The sequence below is a fragment of the Bifidobacterium sp. B4142 genome (assembly GCF_026537325.1).
Lineage (GTDB): Bacteria > Actinomycetota > Actinomycetes > Actinomycetales > Bifidobacteriaceae > Bombiscardovia.
Genome location: NZ_JAFNMJ010000001.1, coordinates 841,177 through 860,553, shown reverse-complemented (window position 1 = coordinate 860,553; position 19,377 = coordinate 841,177). Strand labels below are relative to the sequence as shown.

At 55.8% G+C, this 19,377-nt stretch carries 12 protein-coding genes and 1 pseudogene; 4 read left to right on the top strand and 9 right to left on the bottom strand.

The annotated features are described in order from the left end of the window. Nucleotides 1–35 precede the first annotated feature (35 nt). From J3U06_RS03855 to J3U06_RS03840, 4 genes are all read left to right on the top strand, one after another. On the top strand, nucleotides 36–359 hold the full coding sequence (locus J3U06_RS03855) for a hypothetical protein (protein ID WP_267444367.1): 324 nt from the start codon (nucleotides 36–38) through the stop codon (nucleotides 357–359). After that, nucleotides 359–3,898 (top strand): helicase-related protein, encoded by a 3,540-nt coding sequence (locus tag J3U06_RS03850; RefSeq protein ID WP_267444366.1) that lies wholly within the window; start codon nucleotides 359–361, stop codon nucleotides 3,896–3,898. Before J3U06_RS03855 ends, J3U06_RS03850 begins: the two co-directional genes overlap by 1 nt. An 88-nt stretch (nucleotides 3,899–3,986) precedes the next feature. Then, nucleotides 3,987–6,749 carry a DUF1156 domain-containing protein gene (locus J3U06_RS03845; protein WP_267444365.1) on the top strand — a complete coding sequence of 921 codons (2,763 nt, stop codon included), beginning with the start codon at nucleotides 3,987–3,989 and terminating at the stop codon, nucleotides 6,747–6,749. 35 nt (nucleotides 6,750–6,784) lie between these two features. Beyond that, on the top strand, nucleotides 6,785–10,237 hold the full coding sequence (locus tag J3U06_RS03840) for a Swt1 family HEPN domain-containing protein (protein WP_267444364.1): 3,453 nt from the start codon (nucleotides 6,785–6,787) through the stop codon (nucleotides 10,235–10,237). A 188-nt stretch (nucleotides 10,238–10,425) separates the two neighbouring features. On the opposite strand, the gene J3U06_RS03835 is transcribed toward J3U06_RS03840, so the two are convergent. From J3U06_RS03835 to J3U06_RS03795, 9 genes and pseudogenes are all read right to left on the bottom strand, one after another. Then, a complete protein-coding gene (locus J3U06_RS03835; RefSeq protein WP_267444363.1) occupies nucleotides 10,426–11,001 on the bottom strand; it encodes a hypothetical protein in 576 nt (191 codons plus the stop codon). A 223-nt stretch (nucleotides 11,002–11,224) separates the two neighbouring features. Further along, a complete protein-coding gene (locus tag J3U06_RS03830; RefSeq protein ID WP_267444362.1) occupies nucleotides 11,225–11,710 on the bottom strand; it encodes a hypothetical protein in 486 nt (161 codons plus the stop codon). Between the two features lie 13 nt (nucleotides 11,711–11,723). Beyond that, nucleotides 11,724–11,948 carry a hypothetical protein gene (locus J3U06_RS03825; RefSeq protein ID WP_267444361.1) on the bottom strand — a complete coding sequence of 75 codons (225 nt, stop codon included), beginning with the start codon at nucleotides 11,946–11,948 and terminating at the stop codon, nucleotides 11,724–11,726. 472 nt (nucleotides 11,949–12,420) lie between these two features. Next, a pseudogene (locus J3U06_RS03820) lies at nucleotides 12,421–13,145 on the bottom strand (ABC transporter ATP-binding protein). 117 nt (nucleotides 13,146–13,262) lie between these two features. After that, nucleotides 13,263–13,976: a TetR/AcrR family transcriptional regulator gene (locus tag J3U06_RS03815; protein ID WP_267444360.1), complete on the bottom strand. Its 714-nt coding sequence runs from the start codon at nucleotides 13,974–13,976 to the stop codon at nucleotides 13,263–13,265. Nucleotides 13,977–14,103: 127 nt separating this feature from the next. Continuing rightward, complete coding sequence (locus tag J3U06_RS03810) at nucleotides 14,104–14,787, bottom strand: NUDIX hydrolase (protein ID WP_267399811.1); 684 nt, start codon at nucleotides 14,785–14,787, stop codon at nucleotides 14,104–14,106. Nucleotides 14,788–14,822: 35 nt separating this feature from the next. Next, the gene (locus J3U06_RS03805; RefSeq protein WP_267444359.1) at nucleotides 14,823–15,740 is read right to left on the bottom strand and encodes a Nif3-like dinuclear metal center hexameric protein; all 918 of its coding nucleotides are present in this window, start codon (nucleotides 15,738–15,740) and stop codon (nucleotides 14,823–14,825) included. Between the two features lie 53 nt (nucleotides 15,741–15,793). Next, nucleotides 15,794–18,688: a DNA polymerase I gene (polA, locus tag J3U06_RS03800; protein WP_267444358.1), complete on the bottom strand. Its 2,895-nt coding sequence runs from the start codon at nucleotides 18,686–18,688 to the stop codon at nucleotides 15,794–15,796. 7 nt (nucleotides 18,689–18,695) lie between these two features. After that, entirely contained in the window at nucleotides 18,696–19,343 is a 648-nt protein-coding gene (locus J3U06_RS03795; RefSeq protein ID WP_015021953.1) for an ANTAR domain-containing response regulator, read from the bottom strand. Nucleotides 19,344–19,377: the final 34 nt, after the last annotated feature.

Sequence of the window (19,377 nt, the reverse complement as noted above, 5' to 3'; positions counted from 1 at the left end):
GGTCGCGGTGAACAATAGGCTCATAAAAGCAATCAATGATGGAATTTAAGCTGCGCTTGCACCCGTTCATGGTAAGCCATCAGACGCATATCTATGGTTTGCGGACAACCACAACACGCTTCTTGTCATCACCGATGGTTTGTCATCTGACAAATTCAGCAGCAGATATTCGTCTTCACCAACGCGCTTTTCATCCCGGACAGCATAGTACTTACCTTCTCACACCTACCCAATTTCATCATCGCGCAACGGTCGAGTTTTCTTTTTGTTATGAGCCAATCTACTTCAACGCTCGACAGACCGATGAAACCGTCAGCGTAAACTTAAATCAAATAGAAGCAAGAAGGTGGGCAGAATAGTGAAACAGGAATCACTTTCGTCCGTTGATCTCCGACAGGGGCTGACCCTTTCTGGCGTGATACCAAATCAGTTGGTTAAAGTCGTCTCTACTGAGCCGATAGGCGATGCCATCAATCTGTACTACGAGACCGCAGATGGTAAGGTAAGTCAGGAAATCATCGACGATGCTGCTTTCAAAGAACTTCGCATAGTTCAGCAAGGACAGAAACCAAAACTGGATGCTGACCCTGAAGAATTTCGATTGGCAGCAGAGGCTCTACGTATCAGCTGTGCAGCTCTGTATGACCCGATGTCTGCCGTGTATTCTTCAAGTATCGACCCGCTGCCTCACCAGATCCGTGCCGTGTACGAGGACATGCTGCCGAAGGTACCCTTGCGGTTTCTGTTGGCTGATGATCCGGGTGCCGGCAAAACCATCATGGCCGGCCTGTACATCAAGGAGATGCTACTGCGCTCTGCCGCTGTGCGAATTATCATTGTCTGCCCTGGTGGGTTAGCCGACCAATGGCGGGACGAGCTTGCGGAGAAGTTCAACCTTCATTTCGATGTGTTCCAACCGTTCATGCAAGATCAGGCCCCTTCGGGTAATCCGTTTCGTGACCAGAACCGACTAATCGTGCGTATGGATCAAGTGGCCCGTAACGATGACTTCCAGCGTATGCTCAGCGAGGTGAAATGGGACATCGCCATTGTGGACGAAGCCCATCGCATGAGCGCACACTATAAGAACAACTACGGTGACATCGACCTGACCAAACGCTTCAAGCTCGGCGAAACATTAGCATCTACATCAGAAAACTTGTTGTTGATGACTGCGACACCACATTCAGGCAAAGAAGAGGACTTCCAACTATTCATGTCCCTGCTCGACAAGGACAGGTTCGCCGGCCAATGGTCCAAGAAGAAGCGGTACATTACCGACACCAAAGGTCTTATGCGTCGGATGGTTAAAGAAGAACTGCTCACCTTCGAAGGAAAGCCGCTGTTTCCTGAACGCAAGGCTGAGACGGCTGAATACGCGCTGTCAGAAGGCGAGAGTCGGCTGTACAAGGCCGTGACAGACTACGTGCGGGGAGGCATGAATGCGGCACAGCGTATTCGGCAGGTCGACGGACGGCGCGGCAGCAGCATCGGCTTCGCATTGACGATCCTTCAACGCCGTTTGGCATCCAGTCCCGAGGCAATCTATCAGTCGTTGAAACGACGCCGCGATCGCTTGAATGACCTGCTGCAGCGCATCGAGAAGAATCCATACAATATAGAGAACATTCTTGAGCCTGCTGCTGATGCTCCTGATGATTCAGATGAGTACGACGACATGTGGGAGGAAACTGGAGAGGATGGTCAGGGACAGCTCGAACTTACACTCGACGAGGTCATGGACTCAGCAACCGCAGCCCAGACAGTGGAGGAGCTACGCTCCGAAATCAGCCAACTTGATATCCTCGTCGCGCAAGCTCGCGAGGTCAGGCATTCGGACACGGATACTAAATGGACTCAGCTGAGCGACATCCTGAACAACAACGTGCTCAACGCCGGTACATCCGAGCAGCCGCATAAGCTCATCGTGTTCACCGAGCACAGGGACACTCTTAACTACCTGAGCAGTCAGATCAGGACACTGCTGGGCAAACCCGAGGCAGTAGTAACAATCCATGGTGGCATGAACCATGACGAACGCAAGGCTGTGCAGGAAAGATTCATGAACGATCCCAGCGTGCGTATCCTCGTGGCCACCGACGCTGCCGGCGAAGGCTTAAACCTTCAAAGAGCTGATTTAATGGTCAACTACGATCTGCCTTGGAACCCCAACCGTATAGAGCAGCGGTTCGGTCGTATTCACCGCATCGGCCAGAAAAGGTCCTGCTCCCTATGGAACCTCGTGGCAAAGAATACGCGCGAGGGCGAGGTGTACGGCAAATTATTAGAGAAGATTGAGACAATCGGTAAGGCCTATGATGGTCGTTTGTTCAACGTGCTTGGCGACGGCAAGGCTTTCGATGGCAAGTCGTTGAAGGACCTAATGCTTGATGCCATCAAACATGGCGACAACCCCAAGGTACAAGCGAGATTGAACGAGGTTATCGATAGCAGCGTTAACAAAGGACTTAACGATCTAATCAAGGAACGCTCCGCGCATCCGGATAGGTATTCTACCGTGAACGTCGAGGAAGTGTGCCGTCTTATGGAGAAAACCCGCGAACGAAAGCTCCAACCGGGCTACATTTCAGCGTTCTTTGTCCCTGCGTTTAGGAAACTTGGCGGCACCATACATTTACGTGAGACGAACCGTTGGGAGATTACACATGTGCCCCAAGATGTGCGCCATATGGCCGAAACTATTAACCGGCACCAGACGATAGCCAACGCATATGAACGCATAACCTTCGAGCCATCACTCACGCATATAGACGACGGTCCGGATGCGGTACTTGTGGCACCTGGCACACCGCTGCTGGATGCCGTAAGCCAGTTGATCATCAAACGCTATGGTGTCGCATTGGAGCATGGCACCGTATTCGTGGACCGTACAGACAGTCAACCTGGTGAACCTGTACTGATGGTTGCCGCCGAACAGACGATTACAAATCCCAAGGGCAAGGTCGTCTCACAGCATTTCGACTACCTGCAGTTACCCAAGCAGGGCGAGGTTCAGTTCTCGCCGGCACCACCTTATCTAGACTACGACAGGCCGAATGTCGGTGAGAAGGCCGAGATTGCCAAGCTGATGAACGAGGATTGGCTGGAACGTGATTACACTGATCACATGCGCCAGTATGTATACACAAACGGTACCAAGCCACGGATGGAGGAGTTACAGGCCCGTCAGGACGCAGAGAACGAGCATCTACTTGTTCAGATACACAACCGGTTACACTCGGAGAGCGAGTTCTGGTGGAAGCTGTACAATAAACTCTCCGAGAAGGAACGCAATGGTGAGAAGCGCGGGAAAAACATGAACTCCGATATCGCCCGCAAGCGTGCTGAAGAATACGAGCAACGTCTCAAGAATCGGGAAAGCGATCTCACTGGCGACATACGTCTACGTGCCAAACCAGCGACTATGCGTGGCATTGCATTGATCGTGCCCGAACGGCTAGTCGAACCGATTGACAAGGTCAATGCTTCCAGACTCTTTGCTAAGAACACCGAGGAAGTGGACCGCAGAGCTATCACCATGACGATGAATGCCGAGCGTAAGCTCGGCCGCACTCCTGAAGAGATGCCTCACAACAACAAGGGCTTCGACATCAAATCCACCGATAAGCAGGGATATACGTACTTCATTGAAGTCAAAGGCCGCATAGACCTGCCAGATGTTGACACATTCACAGTGACTGCCAATGAAGTGGCCTTTGCACAATCACAAGGAGATCGCCACCGATTAGCTTTGGTCAAGGTCAGCCCACGAGGAGCAGAACATGACAGGCTACGCTATGTGGAGCATGCGTTCGACTTGATTGCACCAGCTGATACCACTAGATCGTTCAACGAAAGTTTGCAATCATACTGGGAGCGAGGCGTCAAGCCACGTTGAAAGGATGCTGTCTGTGTTAATTATTATGAATGCACAGATGGATCAGACAGTTGCATAAAAATAGAGAATGCAACAAGGAGTACGAACTATGACGAACACAGCGCGTAAAAAGAAGCTCATCGAAACAGGCATTCCACTCAAAACAATAAACGAGGTGTCCTCCCGAGAAAAATCTTTACGGCACGGACTGCCATCGACTCTGCATTTGTACTGGGCTCGCCGTCCATTGGCCACCACACGTTCCATCTTGTTTGCCCAACTGGTAGACGATCCGTCAGCTCACCCGGACCGTTTCCCCACCGAGGAAGCCCAGGATCTAGAGCGCAAGCGTCTCCGTTGTCTGATGAAAAGACTCGCATGTTGGGAAAACATCCACGACAAAGACCTTTATGCTGAGGCCGGCAAAGCAATCCTTGATTCCAACAATGGCGTTATGCCTGTTGTACTCGACCCATTCGCCGGCGGTGGCGCGATTCCGTTAGAAGCTCAGCGGCTAGGCGCGGAAGCACATGCTTCTGATTTAAACCCGTTGGCAGTCATCATCAACAAGGCATTGCTTGAATTCCCATCGCGCTTCTGCAACCGGCAAGCAGTGCACCCAGCCGCTGTAAAAACTTCAGACGAGTCCGGTGGCCTGGCCGACGATATTCGTTACTATGGGCGACTCCTGCGCGACAGAACCTTTAAAAAGGTCAGTCGCCTGTACCCGAAAGTCAAAGATGAGTATGGTGAAGACCATACCGTCATAGCATGGATATGGGCACGAACGGTCACCAATCCCAACCCCGCTAACCCTGTACGGGTGCCATTAGTGCGCTCTTGGTGGCTCTCTAAGAAAAAGGGTAGGGAAGCCTGGATCAAACCCATAGTTCGTAAAGATGGTTCCATCCGCTACGCTGTGCAACACAATGGTGATGGTCCCAAAGGCGATGACGAAGGAACGGTGAGTCGTAAGGGTGCTATCTCGATTGTAGATGGAACACCGATTGATCTGAAGTATATTCGTCAGGAAGGCAAAGCAGGTCGTTTAGGTGTGAGTCTAATCGCAATTGTCGGTGACAGCGACGATGGACGCACGTATTATTCTCCGACCAGCAGCCAGGTTGAGGCTGCAACCGTTGCTGAGCCTGGCAATAAACCACTGGAACTATTGCCAGAGCAAGCTTTAGGATTTCGCGTTCAAGCTTACGGTTTTAAAGCATGGTCGGATTTGTTCACAAATCGTCAGCTGACGGTGTTGACAAACTTGGCGGACACTGTGAGCGAGATCCGTGAACGAGTATTGGCTGATGCCTTGGCAGCCAACATGCCTGAAGGTGAACCATTGGATAAAGGTGGCAACGGAGCAACAGCCTATGCCGATGCGTTGTCGGTGTACCTTTCACTCGCAGTCAGCCGCCAAACAGACCATACTTCCAGCATTTGTAGATGGGACGTTACTCGCGACACCGTAAGCAATGTATTCGCCCGTCAGGCAATCTCTATGACTTGGAATTTCGCTGAGGTAAATCCTTTCTCGTCTAAGTCCGGAAATTTTTTAGGGCAGATCAACTGGGTTGCAGAGGCTGTAGAAAATGTTCCAGCCAAGCCACCATGCGAGGCACATCAAGAGGACGCCGCTACGCGTGATTACAGCGACGTAGTAGTTTCTACGGATCCACCATACTACGACAACATCGGTTATGCTGACTTATCCGACTATTTCTATGTATGGTTACGACGTATGCTCAAGGGCATCTTGCCATCAGTATGCACCACTATGCTCACGCCCAAGCCGCAGGAGCTTGTGGCCGATCCACACCGTCATGGCGGTAAAGAAGGTGCTGCTCGATTCTTCGTGGAAGGGTTCAACCATGTCTTTGAACACATTCGGGAGACTGCGCGCACTGACATTCCCATAACCGTTTACTACGCTTACAAGCAGAAGGACAACAAAACCGGCACCTCTACTGGCTGGTACGCCTTACTCGACGGATTAATCCATGGCGGGTGGGAGATTACTGCCACATTGCCCGTGCGCAGCGAACTATCTAACAGGATGCGTGGAAATAAGTCCAACGCGCTGGCATCCTCCATTGTACTGGCATGTCGCCCTCGCCCTGAGGATGCACCATCAATTCCGATGCGCGTGTTCAACAGCGTACTGCGCAGCGAACTCACCAAGGAACTAAAGACCCTGATGACTTCAGGAATTGACCCGGTTGACTTGAACCAAGCAGCCATCGGCCCTGGCATTAGCGTCTATTCTAGGTACTCACGCATCCGCGAAGCGGATGGCACCGAAATGCCTGTACAAAAAGCCCTGGAAATCATCAACCATGTTATTGATGAAGTTATGGGCGATGCTGACTCAGACTATGATACCGACACCCGTTTCGCCGTGAAATGGTACCAATCATACGGCTGGAATCAGGAAAGCTCCGGCATGGCCGATCAGTTGTCGCGATCCTGCGGCACCACCCCTGGCACTCTAGTGCGAAGCGGTGTGTTCAAAGCAACCGGAGGCAAGGCCCGTCTGCTAAAACCCGAGGAAATGACAGAGGAATGGAACCCCATCAAGGAAGACCACATCAGTCTTTGGGAGGGCATGATACGTATGACTGGCATCCTTGACTCCAAAGGTGTGGATACTGTAGCCCCGATAGTGGCACAGCTTGGTGAACGCATACCATTGGATGATGTCAGGGCTTTGGGATTCCGAATGTTCCATGAGGCAGAGAAACGCAAGGATACCGAGGGCGCAATCAAATTCAATAATTTAGTCTCCATGTGGGATGACCTCTCTGCGAAGACTAAGAAGGAAGCCACGAACCCGCAGGAAAACGTCCAAGGCGAACTGGACGTGTACTAAAAGTTGAAACATTCTGATAGGAAAAGGAGCCTGCTATGGCGATGAACAACAGAGACAGGGTCGGCAAGGCATTCGAATACCTGTCCGAGGGCTTGATAGATCCGGTTGACAATGTTATGACTCAGGTATTTAGAACGCAGAACTGGCCGGATGCGTGGGCGCATTATGACCAGCAGAATCGTGGCGGCACCATGTATAAGATGTCCAAGGAGGATGTACAGGTCCAGTTGCGTGCCATCACCGAGTACGGACGCGATTTCAACGGTACGCTTTCCCGATCCCAGCAGGCATACGCATCAGAGCTGCGTGAGACACGCAACCGTTGGGCACATATGCAGGCGTTCAGTTCAGATGACACAATCCGAGCCTTGAGCACCATCGAATACCTGCTCAATGCAGTGAATGCTCCAGATTCCGCTGCCGACGTACGCAAACTGCGCGATGACTTGCAGCGTACCGTGTACGAAGATCACACTAGGAAGGCCAGCCATCGCAAGGTTCTTTCTATTGATCCTACGCAAGGTATGAAGCCGTGGCGCTATGTTATCAAACCTCACCCGGATGTAGCATCCGGCAGATTCACGGCATCCGAGTTCGCAGCCGACCTGTGGCAGGTCGCAGTAGACAAATCCGTATGCGAACCAGGCAACGCTTATGGTGACCCGGTTGAATTCTTCAACCGCACCTATCTGACTGAAGGCCTACGTGACTTGCTCACCCGCGCCATACGCCGCCTGACCGGAGACAACTCCGGATCGCCTGTAGTGAATCTACAGACCAATTTCGGTGGCGGCAAGACCCACTCCCTGCTCGCCTTATACCATCTGTTCGGCGACAAGCCCGTGACTGACCTGTCATCCGACGTGCAAAATCTCGTCGCAGGATTGGGTGTGAACGCCTGGCAGCCGGGTCGTGTGCGACGTGTGGCTTTGGTGGGCACTAGGCTTAACGTCGCGCAGCCCGACGCAAAGGCTGACGGCACCGAGGTGCACACTATCTGGGGTGAGCTTGCTTGGCAGCTCGGCGGGCGCGAGGCCTATGACATGATTGCCGAAAACGACAGGATGGGCAAGAACCCAGGCAACGGCATAGACAGACTACTCAAAAAATACTCGCCATGTCTGATACTCATTGATGAGTGGGTAGCCTATGCCAAACAGCTTGTCAACCATGACGACCTCCCAGCTGGCACGTTCGATGATCAGTTCGTATTCGCCCAAACACTGACCGAAGCGGTGGCATCCACTCCGAATTGCATGCTCGTAATCTCCATCCCTGCATCCGATACCGGCGACAGTGCAAATGACATTGAAATTGGTGGAGAGAACGGACAGCAGGCTCTACAACGGTTGCAGAATATCGTGCGCCGCAAGGCCGACCAGTGGCGGCCATCAACTCGTGACGAATCCTTCGAAATCGTCCGTAAGCGTCTCTTCGAGGCACCCACCGCCATCGCACAAGAACAGATCGCACTGACCGCACGCCGGTTCGTTGAAATGTACCGTCAGGGAGTGAAATACTATCCCTCCGGCGTGGACTCCAACGACTACGAGAAACGCATCCGAGCATCCTATCCGTTACACCCTGAGCTACTGGATCGCCTGTACGAGGATTGGTCCGGTTTGGAGAACTTCCAGCGCACACGAGGAGTACTGACCCTAGTGTCGAGCATCATCCACGAACTGTGGGTATCGAACGACTCCAGTCCGCTGATTCTGCCAGGCAACGTACCCTTGGAATCTGAGTCCGTAAATTCGAATTTAACCCAGTACCTGCGCGACCCGTGGAAGCCGATCATCGATGCCGACGTGTCTGGGCCAGATTCCACTGCCGCATACATCGACAATGACAGGCCCGCGCTTGGACAACGTCATCTGACACAGCGGATCGCACGCACGGTATTTATGGGTTCTGTGCCTCGCAATGGCGCACAGAACCCCGGTATCAGCGAACAGTACGTGCGGCTGGGAACAGCCATCCCAGGCGATCAGCAGGGCAACTTTGGCACAGCATTGAACATGCTGGAACAGCGGTCCACATACTTCTTCAACGAGGAATCCCACTACCGATATAGTCTGCAGCCTTCTATTGGCAAAACTGCTCGTGACTTCGCAGAACGTTTGCGCGAAGACCCAGAGACCGTGTACAGCGAGATTGTCGAGCGCATACAGCCAGAAGGCCGTAAGGCCATGCGTGGCAAGTTCCGCCGCGTGTGCGTGGCACCCGCATCTCATGACGGTATCCCTGACGTTGACGAGGCCACCCTTGTCATCACACACCCACGTTGGAGCACCAGCAAAGGGGAAGGAGAAGGCTCCGACTCCATGCATTGGATTCGAGATGCCATTGAACGACGCGGCACCGCACAGAGAACAAACAGGAACATGCTCGTGTTCCTCGCCGCTGACAAGAACGGTATTGAACTGGCGCAGGATGCTGCCCGCTCATACCTTGGCTGGAAGCATGTGTCCGACAACGAAGTTCAGCTAAACCTGACCCACCAGCAGTTGCAACAGGCCCAGACCGACATGGCGCACTTCAGCAAAACTCTGGATGAGCGTATCCGAGCTGCTTACAACTGGGCCATCTACCCTGAGCAATTTGACCCGAAGACCGCATACCGTCTGGCGATCAAAAAGATATCCGATACCGGCGGCGACAGCATGGCGCAGCGTACCGGTGATCAGATGGCTGCCGATGATCTGCTTATAGATGTTTACGACTCATCCGGTCTTGGTTACGAGATATTGAAGAATATCAAGTCCGCGTTCAAGGACGGCGTGATAGATGTCAAGACTGTTTGGAATTATATCACACGGTTCCCATACATGCCCAGGCTCGTTAACCGCGACGTGCTCGATCAAGCCATTGAATTTTCTCTGAACAGGCCAGCTCTTCCGGATGAACGATTCGCACTGGCATCAGGACGTGACGAGGTAAGCGGCAGGTTCCACAACCTGATTATTCCTGGCGTCACTGAGAATGATAGAGCGCTACAGATCACCGACTCCACGCTATTTGTCGAGTGGGACACAGCCATTGCCGCGCATCAGCAGTATGAGCATGAGATTGAAGAAAGCCGCAGAAAGTCCCTTGTAGATGACGCCACGCGGAATTTGATTGGGAACCCGGAAGGCAAAGATAATCTGGAGTCGAAATCTGTAAATGGTGACTCCACTGCTAACGATTCCGGCTCTGACTTCAATGAAATTAATGAGTTGCCTGTTGGCACACCTGATACGCCCATCCAGGCATCGATGAAGCGCTACTACGGCACTATCGAGTTGGATCCTGATTTTATGAACCGTGATCTCGCTCGAATCAATGAGAAGATAATCGATCAGCTACGCATGAGTCATGCCAAGATCAAGCTCAGTCTCGAAATCAGCGCAGAAAACGACGATGGCTTTGACAAGAATATTGTAGAAGTCATCAACTCCAACGCAGCGTCACTTAAACTAGATGTGTCCAGTTTCGAGGAGGAATGACTACTGGTACATGCTACGCATTCGCATAAATACGCAATGATCGTTATAATAAATCAATTTTACTTTGTCTAACTGAACGGCATTGGAAGTCAAAAACGGCTGATTTCCAATGCCGTTTAGTATAGGGAATCAAATTGATTCCATGCAAAAAGCTCCGAGCTACTAAAATGTCGCCGGTTCAAATCCGGCTAGCCCGACTTTTGCTTTCGTCCCATTTCGGGAGTCGGATCCTTGGCATTCATGCCCAGCAATCCCGCAGAGAAAATCGACAGAGCAAGAAGGCCCGTCAGGCCTGCATAAATGGACATGGTGATGGGGATGCCGACCAGATTACCCAGCGTCAGAAAGACCATCTGCCCCAGAGGCGCCCCGATCATCATGACAGTCTGTACCACTCCCATAGTTGCGGCCAAGTAGTCCTCGGCCACCGTACTGATGAGCATGGTCATGAACCTAGGGTTGATCTTGCCCAGAAGATAGTTCATGGCCAGGAGAGGAAAGAACAGTAGGGCAGGAATGCGCAGCCAGACCAGATTGACCCCTACCACAGCAGCTGCGGCCATGACACCGGTCAGCAGGTGGGCCATGGGTAACCGCCTGAGAGGATCCGCAGCAATGAGTGCACCGAGGATGAGTCCCAGGGAGGAGATGCCGTTGACGGCGGCAATAGTCGTTCCGTAGCTTCCCCACCAGACCTCGGGCTGGAGATAAGCCCCAGATTGAGCAGGGGCTGCAGGGCCGTCCCCAGAAGGTTGACCATGCATCCGAAACCCACCATCAGGACCAGAAAGGCGGAGTGGCGGAACTCCCCCAAGGTCACATGGAGGCTGGATGCTAGTCCCACATGCTTGCCCACAGGCGAGCCATTAACTGAGACCTCCGCCCTGACGAATTCCCTATAGCCAACAGCAACGAGAATCCCCGCCAGAAGGAAGGTGAGGGCGTTGATCAGCGCAAATATAGCGAAACTGTTACCCAGGAAGGCAATTAACACTGCGCCTCCACCTGCACTGATGACAGCCGCAACGCTGGAGGTAGCAGGGTGATCGAAGTAGCCTGGTGAAGCTGGCCCGGCTGAACCAGATGTTTGAGAACCGGCATCCACAGACTGCCTGCATACCCCTCCAGCATGGAAGATGTCATATCCATGGCCACCAGCAGCAGGAAGACGGGAAGGCTCTTGGACCTGCCGATCATTATGGCCATAACCAGATAGATACACACCTGAACCAGCTTGATCACCACTTGCATCCGCGTCTTGTGCATGGTCCTGTCGGCCAGGTATCCGGTCAGAATGGCCGTCAGGGCTGGAGCCACCCAGGCCATTGAGGCTATGGAGACGGCCAGTCCGGCAAAGGGCATGGTCTGGGCATAGACGATGAAGACGATGTTGAAGAGCTCGCCTCCGACCGTATTCAAGAGACTGGCCAGAAACATGGTCACGAAAGGCTTGTTCTTCAGAAGCTCCTGCATGGTCGGCCGTCGATCAGGGCAGTTCGATCTTCATGAGGGTCCGGTGAAGCAGCCACCAGGCCGGCAGGGAGGCCAGAAAGATAATCAGAAGCAGCAGAGCAGACAGTGGCGAGGAGAGGGAGAGCAGGTTGCCCACTACAGCGTCCAGCAGAAGCAGGACTGCGAACATGATGGGCAGCGAGCGCTTCCAGAAGCCTATAGAAAGGGCGATGCCAACCAACCCCACCAGGTCCGGCAAGGCTGGTAACCAGCATGAGGAGAACCTGTCCAAGCAGACTGCCTGACGAGCCCGTTCCAAGCGAACCCACAAGACGGTCGATCAGCAAGATGACAGTCAGGGTGATGGCCGTCCCAACCAAGTAGGAGAGCGCCGTAAAGAGGCCGACGAAAACCAACTTAGACAACAGGATTCGACCTCGCGATATCGGGCATGAGAGGGTGAGCGCCAGGTTCCTCCACGTATAGGGCTCAATGAAGACCAGGTTGCAGAGGGCAGCAGCCACCAGGGAGAAGCCCACCAGAAGGATGACCATGGCCATCTGCAGCACGAAGGCCAGACTGGACAGCCGATGGTCTGACCGGCCGCTTGTGTGGCCAATGGCCAGGAACATGCCTCCGATGGCCAAGGCTGCGGCCACTACTGCCTGCCCTCCGAAGATGCAGGGCCATAGCCTGGTTTTTTCAGCTCTAATTTCAGCAGCGTCTTCATATCAGCCCTCCATGGCCTTGACCAGGGTTCGCTCGGCGACCTCCTGGCCTTGATTGAGCAGTTCCGGCACGCTGGCCTGTAGGCTGACTCTGCCGTCCGCCACGACCATCACGCGGTCGGCCGTGCGCAACACCTCGGAGAGAATGTGGCTGGAAAAGAGGATTGCACTCCCCTGGGCTGCCAGGCTTCGCAGGCTGTCTCGCAGCTGTTCGATGGCCACAGGGTCCAGTCCGTTCAGCGGCTCGTCCAGTAGGTAAAGGTCAGGATGATGGCCCATGCACCTGGCCAGGACCAACCTCTGCCTCATACCCATGGAATACCTGCCGACAGGAGTAGTTGAATCGGCGGCCAATCCGACCTTCTCCAAAAGATGGCTGATCCCGGTAGGCTTGGCATCCCTATGCTCCCGGTCTGCCAATGCCAGGTAGGTCAGATCAATTTCAAGATTCTCCCTAGCGCTGAGGGACTCATAAAAGACCGGCTCGTTGATGGACGCTCCCATTCTGGCCAGATTGCCCGGATAGTCTTCGCGGAGAGGCCTCCCTAGAAAACAGACTCTGCCGCCGGCAGGCCTCCGGTCAGGATCTTCAACAGCGTGGACTTGCCAGCCCCGTTGGCACCCAGCAAGCCCAGAATCTCGCCCTGCTCCAGGGTCAAATCCAGTCCGGACAGCACCTCCCTGCCTTCAAATACTTGGACAATACCGTCCGCCTTCAGCACCTGCATAAAACTCCCTTCAAAAATACCGATGGTATGTTTGGTGGAAACAAAAACCATTCCTCGGTGAGTGCCCGAATCTTGCTAGTAGCCGGAGCCCTCTTGGCCTTAAGAAATCTATCGGCTCTAAGAGACCCCTTGATCCTGATTCTTGTCAGATTCCTCTTGCGTGGACTCCCCGCTGGTGGCAGTCAAAGGATTGCTCTTCAGATGTGCGTGCAGGTGCACGGCCGCGCGAATAACCCGATCATCGACGACAGGCGCCCCTATTCCCTTGAGCATATCCGCCAACAGGGTGAACTTGGAGACCACCTGGTCCCGGGTCATGGTCGAGAATCGAATCCCTATCCACATGTTGAGCAGGATGTAGAGCACCTGGGCCAGATCCTCGGGATTGCATGGGACGATGGAGCCGTCCTCCACACCTTCGCGGACATAAGGGGTGATCACGTCCACAATCCTGTCCATGGATTTCAGATACATCTCCCCTACCATGAGGGGGCTCTTCAGCAGGGTTCTGGCGGAGAAGGTGACATCCAGACGCGAGTATGCCGATAAGGAGGCAATCAGCTCGTTGCGCAGCTTCTCCAACCCGGTCTCGCCAGGCCAGTCCCCCAGCCAGTCTCCCTGGGATGAGGACGAGGCCATACGCTCGGTGACCGCGTGGAAAATAGCCGTCTTGGATGGGAAATGGTAGTAGACCGCTCCCTTGGTCATGCCACCCAGGCCGTCGACGATGTCCTGGATGCTGGTTCCGTCGTAACCCTTTTCCAGGAAGAGCCGCTGAGCTACATCAAGGATCTGATTGCGATGTCCTTCAGGATCCTTCGGCGTGCCCATGCAGTGCTCCTCTCCCTGTCAGCGCAACAATGCCTGATCATTCTGACATGACCATCTTTTCTGACAAGAAGATATCATACCACCGGTATGTTCTGCTTGCGCAATTACGAGCGTTGAAGCCTAGACATTAATCCTTTTGCAGGCGACGGATGGCTTCATGCTGAATGGCCACCACCGCCTTGGCATCGGCGACTCCCGCTGCACAAAGCTCCTGCCAGGAGACCCAGGCCGACTGGATATGCTCGCCCGGGTCGAAGTCGGTGGATCCTTGATGCCAGCGACGCAGATGCAGGACCACGATGTGGCCGAGCTCGTCGCTCATACCCAGGGAGGAGTAGACATCGGGAGCAGCATCAATCCAACCGTCCTCCGGATCCAGATGGCTTTCTGAGCCCGTCGCACCCTCAGGCCCGGGCACAAGACCGGTCTCCTCACGCAGCTCGCGCAAGACGGCCTTGACGGGGCTCTCCCCCGGGTCGATGAAGCCGGCCGGCAGGCCGAAGACATAGGCCTGGGCACCCACCCGGTACTCGCGGGTCAGCAGATAGGCATCGGCAGCGCAGTCGTGTACCAGGATGACCACACAGGGGTCATGACGGATGAGCTGCCGGTCGATGGTTTCCTTGGAACCGTCACGCCGGAACATGGCCACCCGCTGCTGGTCGATAACGAATATCGGGCCGCGAAAGACCTCCCTGTCATCCATCAGCTTGGGAGCGCGGGTCATATCGATACCCTTGGGTCCCTGACCATCGCGGCCATCCAGTTTGGCGGCCAATCGTGCCTGCAGATCCTGCGCTTCATCGCTCATGAAATCACTCCTCCTCAACCATCAATCCTCAGCCGTCAACGCACCACCATGGTCCAGGGATCGGTGACGATGGACGAAACCTCCACCTGCGGGCGAACACCGGTGACCGTCTCCAGGGCCCTGGCAATGTCTCCCTTGGCGTAGCGGAACCAGAGGCTCTCAATGGCCGAGTGTGGGGTGTTGATCAGCATGGGTCTGGGCTGATTGGGCCGACCGGCCATCCTGGCCTCATAGAGGGCCTGTTGGTAGGCGTCCGTGGCAGGGTGATGGCGCAAATCGCTGGTCATGTAGACATCAGCCCCCGTGGATCGAACCAAGTCGAACTCGGAATCCCCCGAGCCGGGCAGCAGGGCGACTGTAGAGACCATGGCCAGGGACGGACCGACCGCCTGAACACCCAGAGCCGTCTTTGGCAAAAGGCCCGCCACGGTATGGACCAAATCCTCAAATGGGGTGGGCTTAGGAAGCCGTCCCCAACGACCCAGACCCACCTGGATCCCCTGATCGGCGTGCAAATCGCGGTTTGAGACCAATTGAGGAGCCAGCGGTCTCGCCTCCTGCAGGTCCAGGGCATCGGCAGCCGCCTGAGCCACACCACGGTAGGCGGCATCAGCGTTGGTATGCCCCACCCAGAGCCCACAGTGACCCTCAACCAGTCTGGTTATCATATCCCCGCGGAAGTCCAGGCCGGAAACCTGGTGGACCGATCTGAAGAAGAGCGGATGGTGGGTGATCAGCAGGTCGGCCTTGTGGTCCAGAGCCTCCTGAACCACATCAGGCCGAGGGTCCACAGCACACCAGATCCGTCTGACTGGCCAGGACGGATCCCCCGCCACCAAACCCGGATGGTCCCAGTCTTCCGCGTAGTCCAGAGGGTAGAGCCCCTCCAGCAGATCCACCACCTGGCCCAGGGGCGCCGAAGGCCTCTGGGCCTCATCCTGTTCATCAGGCATGACGATCCCTCCTTGGATCCTACTGGGCTGGTCCCAGGCCACTCCATGTCGGATCAGTGAGCAGCCAGCTCCCAGTCCTGGCCGATACCGGTGGATACATCCAGAGGTACGGCCAATTCAACGGCATGTTCCATGGAGTCCTTGACCAGCTTGGTGGCCTTTTCGGTCTCGCCGGGAGCGATCTCCACCAGCAATTCATCGTGGATCTGCAGGGAGATGCGACTCTTCAGCCCCTGATCGGACAAGGCACGGCTGGCCTTGATCATGGCGATCTTCATAATGTCGGCAGCCGACCCCTGGATGGGCGCATTCAAGGCGGCCCTCTCGGAGGCCTCGCGGGTGGGACGGCGCTTGGAGCGCAGTCCGGGGAAATAGCGCCGCCGCCCGAACATGGTCTCGGTGTAGCCCTTCTCCCGGGCATCGGCCACCAGGGACTCCAGGTACTCATGAACCTTGCCAAAGGTGGCGAAGTACTTGGCACGCAGCACGTCAGCCGCAGCCGGGCTGATCTTAAGCTGCTGGGCCAGGCCATAGGTGCTCAGTCCATAGGCCAGCCCGTAGCTCATGGCCTTCACGTGGGAGCGCTGGTCTCCGGTGACCTCCTCCATGGGGATGTCATAGACCAGGCTGGCCACATACCGATGAAAGTCAGCGCCAGACTTGAAGGCGTCAATCAGGGCCTGATCCCCGGAAAGGTGGGCCATGATCCGCAGCTCCACCTGGGAGTAGTCCGAAGAGAGCAAGGCCTCGTATCCGTTGCCTGGCACGAAGGCCGAACGGATCTCACGGCCCCGGGCATCCCGGTTGGGGATGTTCTGCAGGTTCGGATCCACCGAGCTCAGCCGTCCGGTGGCCGCCACAGTCTGCTCGTAGGTGGTGTGCAGCCGTCCATCCCGGGGATTGACCGCCTCGCGCAGGGTCTGCACGATCTGCTTGAGCTTGTTGGTCTCCCTGTGCTTGAGCAGGGCCCCCAGGAAGTCGTTGGCACGCTCGTTGTTGACCGACTTGATATAGAGGTCCTGCAGGACCGAGACGTTGGTCGAATAGGAGCCTGTCTTGGTCCTGTGGGTGGGCACCAGGCCCATGTCGTCGAAGAGCACCTTGCTCAGCTGCTTGGGGCTCTGCAGGTTGACACGGCTGCCGGCCCTATCCCAGGCGATTTCCTGGGCCTGGCGGGCCTCGGCGGCGAACCGGTCGTGCATCTCCTTCAGGCGGGCATCGTCCACCTTGGCGCCCTCGGTCTCCATCTGCGCCAGGACTGCGGAGGTGGGCAGCTCTATGGTGCGCAGCAGGCCATATTGGTGACGCTCGTCCATCAACTCCTGCAGACGCTCGGAAACCATCATGACGTACTGAGCCTGGCGAAGAATCCGGGTCCCCCGCCGACGTTCGTCCTCGTCCTCTCGCCCGTCCAGAGCCAGGGCCCCCTGGGTGGCCTCAGGTTCCTCCTCCACGGGAATGGCCAGGAAATGGGCGACGGCCTGCTCGAGGTTGTCGGCGTGAAAATCGGGCTCAGCCAGGTAGCCTGCCAGCTTAGTGTCGAACAGAGGCAGCGGCATGTGCAACCCCTGACTCTCCAAGAGGTGCAAGTGCTCCTTGTAACCATGAACCACGCAGGTACCGATCCGCTGGTCGATCAGCTCCTGGATGGCCCCAAGCATATCTTCGTCTATGTCTTCTGCCATGAGGACCAGGCCGTGCCCGTCCATGGAGAGAATGGCCAGCTCCTCCAGACCATAGTCGCCATGCTTGGCCCAGCCGATGGCGTGGAGAACCCAGTGCTCCTTCATGGCCTCGCTGCAGCGCATGGCATTCTGGTCGGAGTCGCCGATGTCCTTGATTTTGTCCAAGGAATCGGCCATGGCCTTGACATGGTCCGCCGAGCGCCGGCAAAGGGCCTTGTCCGGCAGATGCTTCTCGCACCAGTTCCGCAACTGGTCTGCAGACTCCACCTTATCGCGCTCGGGCTGGACGAACTCCTCCTGCTTGTTGCTGACATCGACCAGTGCCGAGGCTGGAGAGTAATCGTAATCGGCTACCGTATTGAAGCCCCGCAAAATCTTTTTGCGGGTTTGGGGGCCGAACTGCAATTGCTCGAAGATGGGCAGAACCTGATCCGTGTGGATGGTGCCGAAACGCAGATCCTCCACCTTCACACCCAAGTCCAGGTCGCGCACCAAGGCGTTGACCTTCCGGTTGAGCCGCACCTGGTCGGCGTTCTCAGCCAAGGCCTGACCCTTCTTGCCGCCGATCTCGTCGGCATGCTCCAGAATGGAATCCAACGATCCGTACTTGTTGATCCACTTGGCCGCATAACCGTCGCCCACACCCGGCACGCCGGGGATGTTGTCGGCTCCCTCCCCGCGCATGGCGGCCAGATCGGGATACTGCTCCGGGGTCACCTTGTAGCGATCCATAATGGCCTGCGGGGTCATGTGCTTGAGGTTCTTGAAGTGGTGGCCGGGGTAGAGCACGGTGATGTCGTCGTCCACCAGCTGGAAGGCGTCCCTGTCGCCCGACAGGACCAGGGTCTTGAATCCGGCCTGTTCCCCCATGGTGGCCAGCGTGCCGATGATGTCATCGCCTTCGTAGCCGGGCTTTTCGATATAGGTGATGCCCAGTCCCTTGAGCAGGTCCTGGATCAGCGGCAGCTGGCTCAGCAGTTCCTTTGGGGCGGCCTCACGGGTGCCCTTGTACTGGGGCAGCATGGCATTGCGGAAGGTGCCGCCCTTGACATCAAAGGCCACGCCCATGTGGGTGGGCTTCTCCTTGGCCATGACATCCGCCAGCATGGTGGCAAAGCCCCATACCGCGTTGGTGGGCTGCCCTGTCGAAGTGGTGAAACTCTCGACGGGAAGGGCATAGAAGGCCCGGAAGGCCAGCGAATGTCCATCGACGACCAGCAGGATGCGGCCGTCCTTGTCCTGCTTCTTCGTCTGGTCTTCCATAGGAGGGCTAACGGTCGTTCTGGTTGGCCACGTTGTTGATGACCACGTCGGCCACCTCCTGCATGGTCAGCCTGCGGTCCATGGAGGTCTTCTGGATCCAGCGGAAGGCCTCGGACTCGGTCATGCCCATGCTCTCCATGAGCAGACCCTTGGCCCGATCCACCCGCTTGCGAGCTTCGAAACGGGCCTTCATGTCGGTGACCTCGTCCTTCAGGGCGTTGATCTGGTCAAAGCGTGAGATGGCCACCTCAAGGGCCGGCAGCAGCTTTTCCGGAGCGAAGGGCTTGACCACGTAGGCCATGGCTCCAGCATCAGCCGCCTTCTCGACCAGGCTTTGCTGGGAGAATGCCGTCAGCATAACCACAGGTGCCAGGTTCTCCTTGCCGATCTCAGTGGCGGCGGTAATGCCGTCCGTGCCGGGCATCTTCACGTCCATCACGACTACATCGGGCCTCAGCTCGCGGGTCAGATCAATGGCCTCCTGGCCGCTGGCCGCCTGACCGACCACGTCATAGCCGGCATCCTCGAGAGCTTCGACGGTATCGAGCCTGATCAAAGCCTCGTCCTCCGCCACAACCACGGTCCGCCCTTCGGGGGAATCGCTGCGGTTCTTACTCTCTGAAGCCACTTTCAACCTCGTTTCCTGAAAGTCCATCCGCGCTTCAGCGAAAACCGATGAGAGACGGATG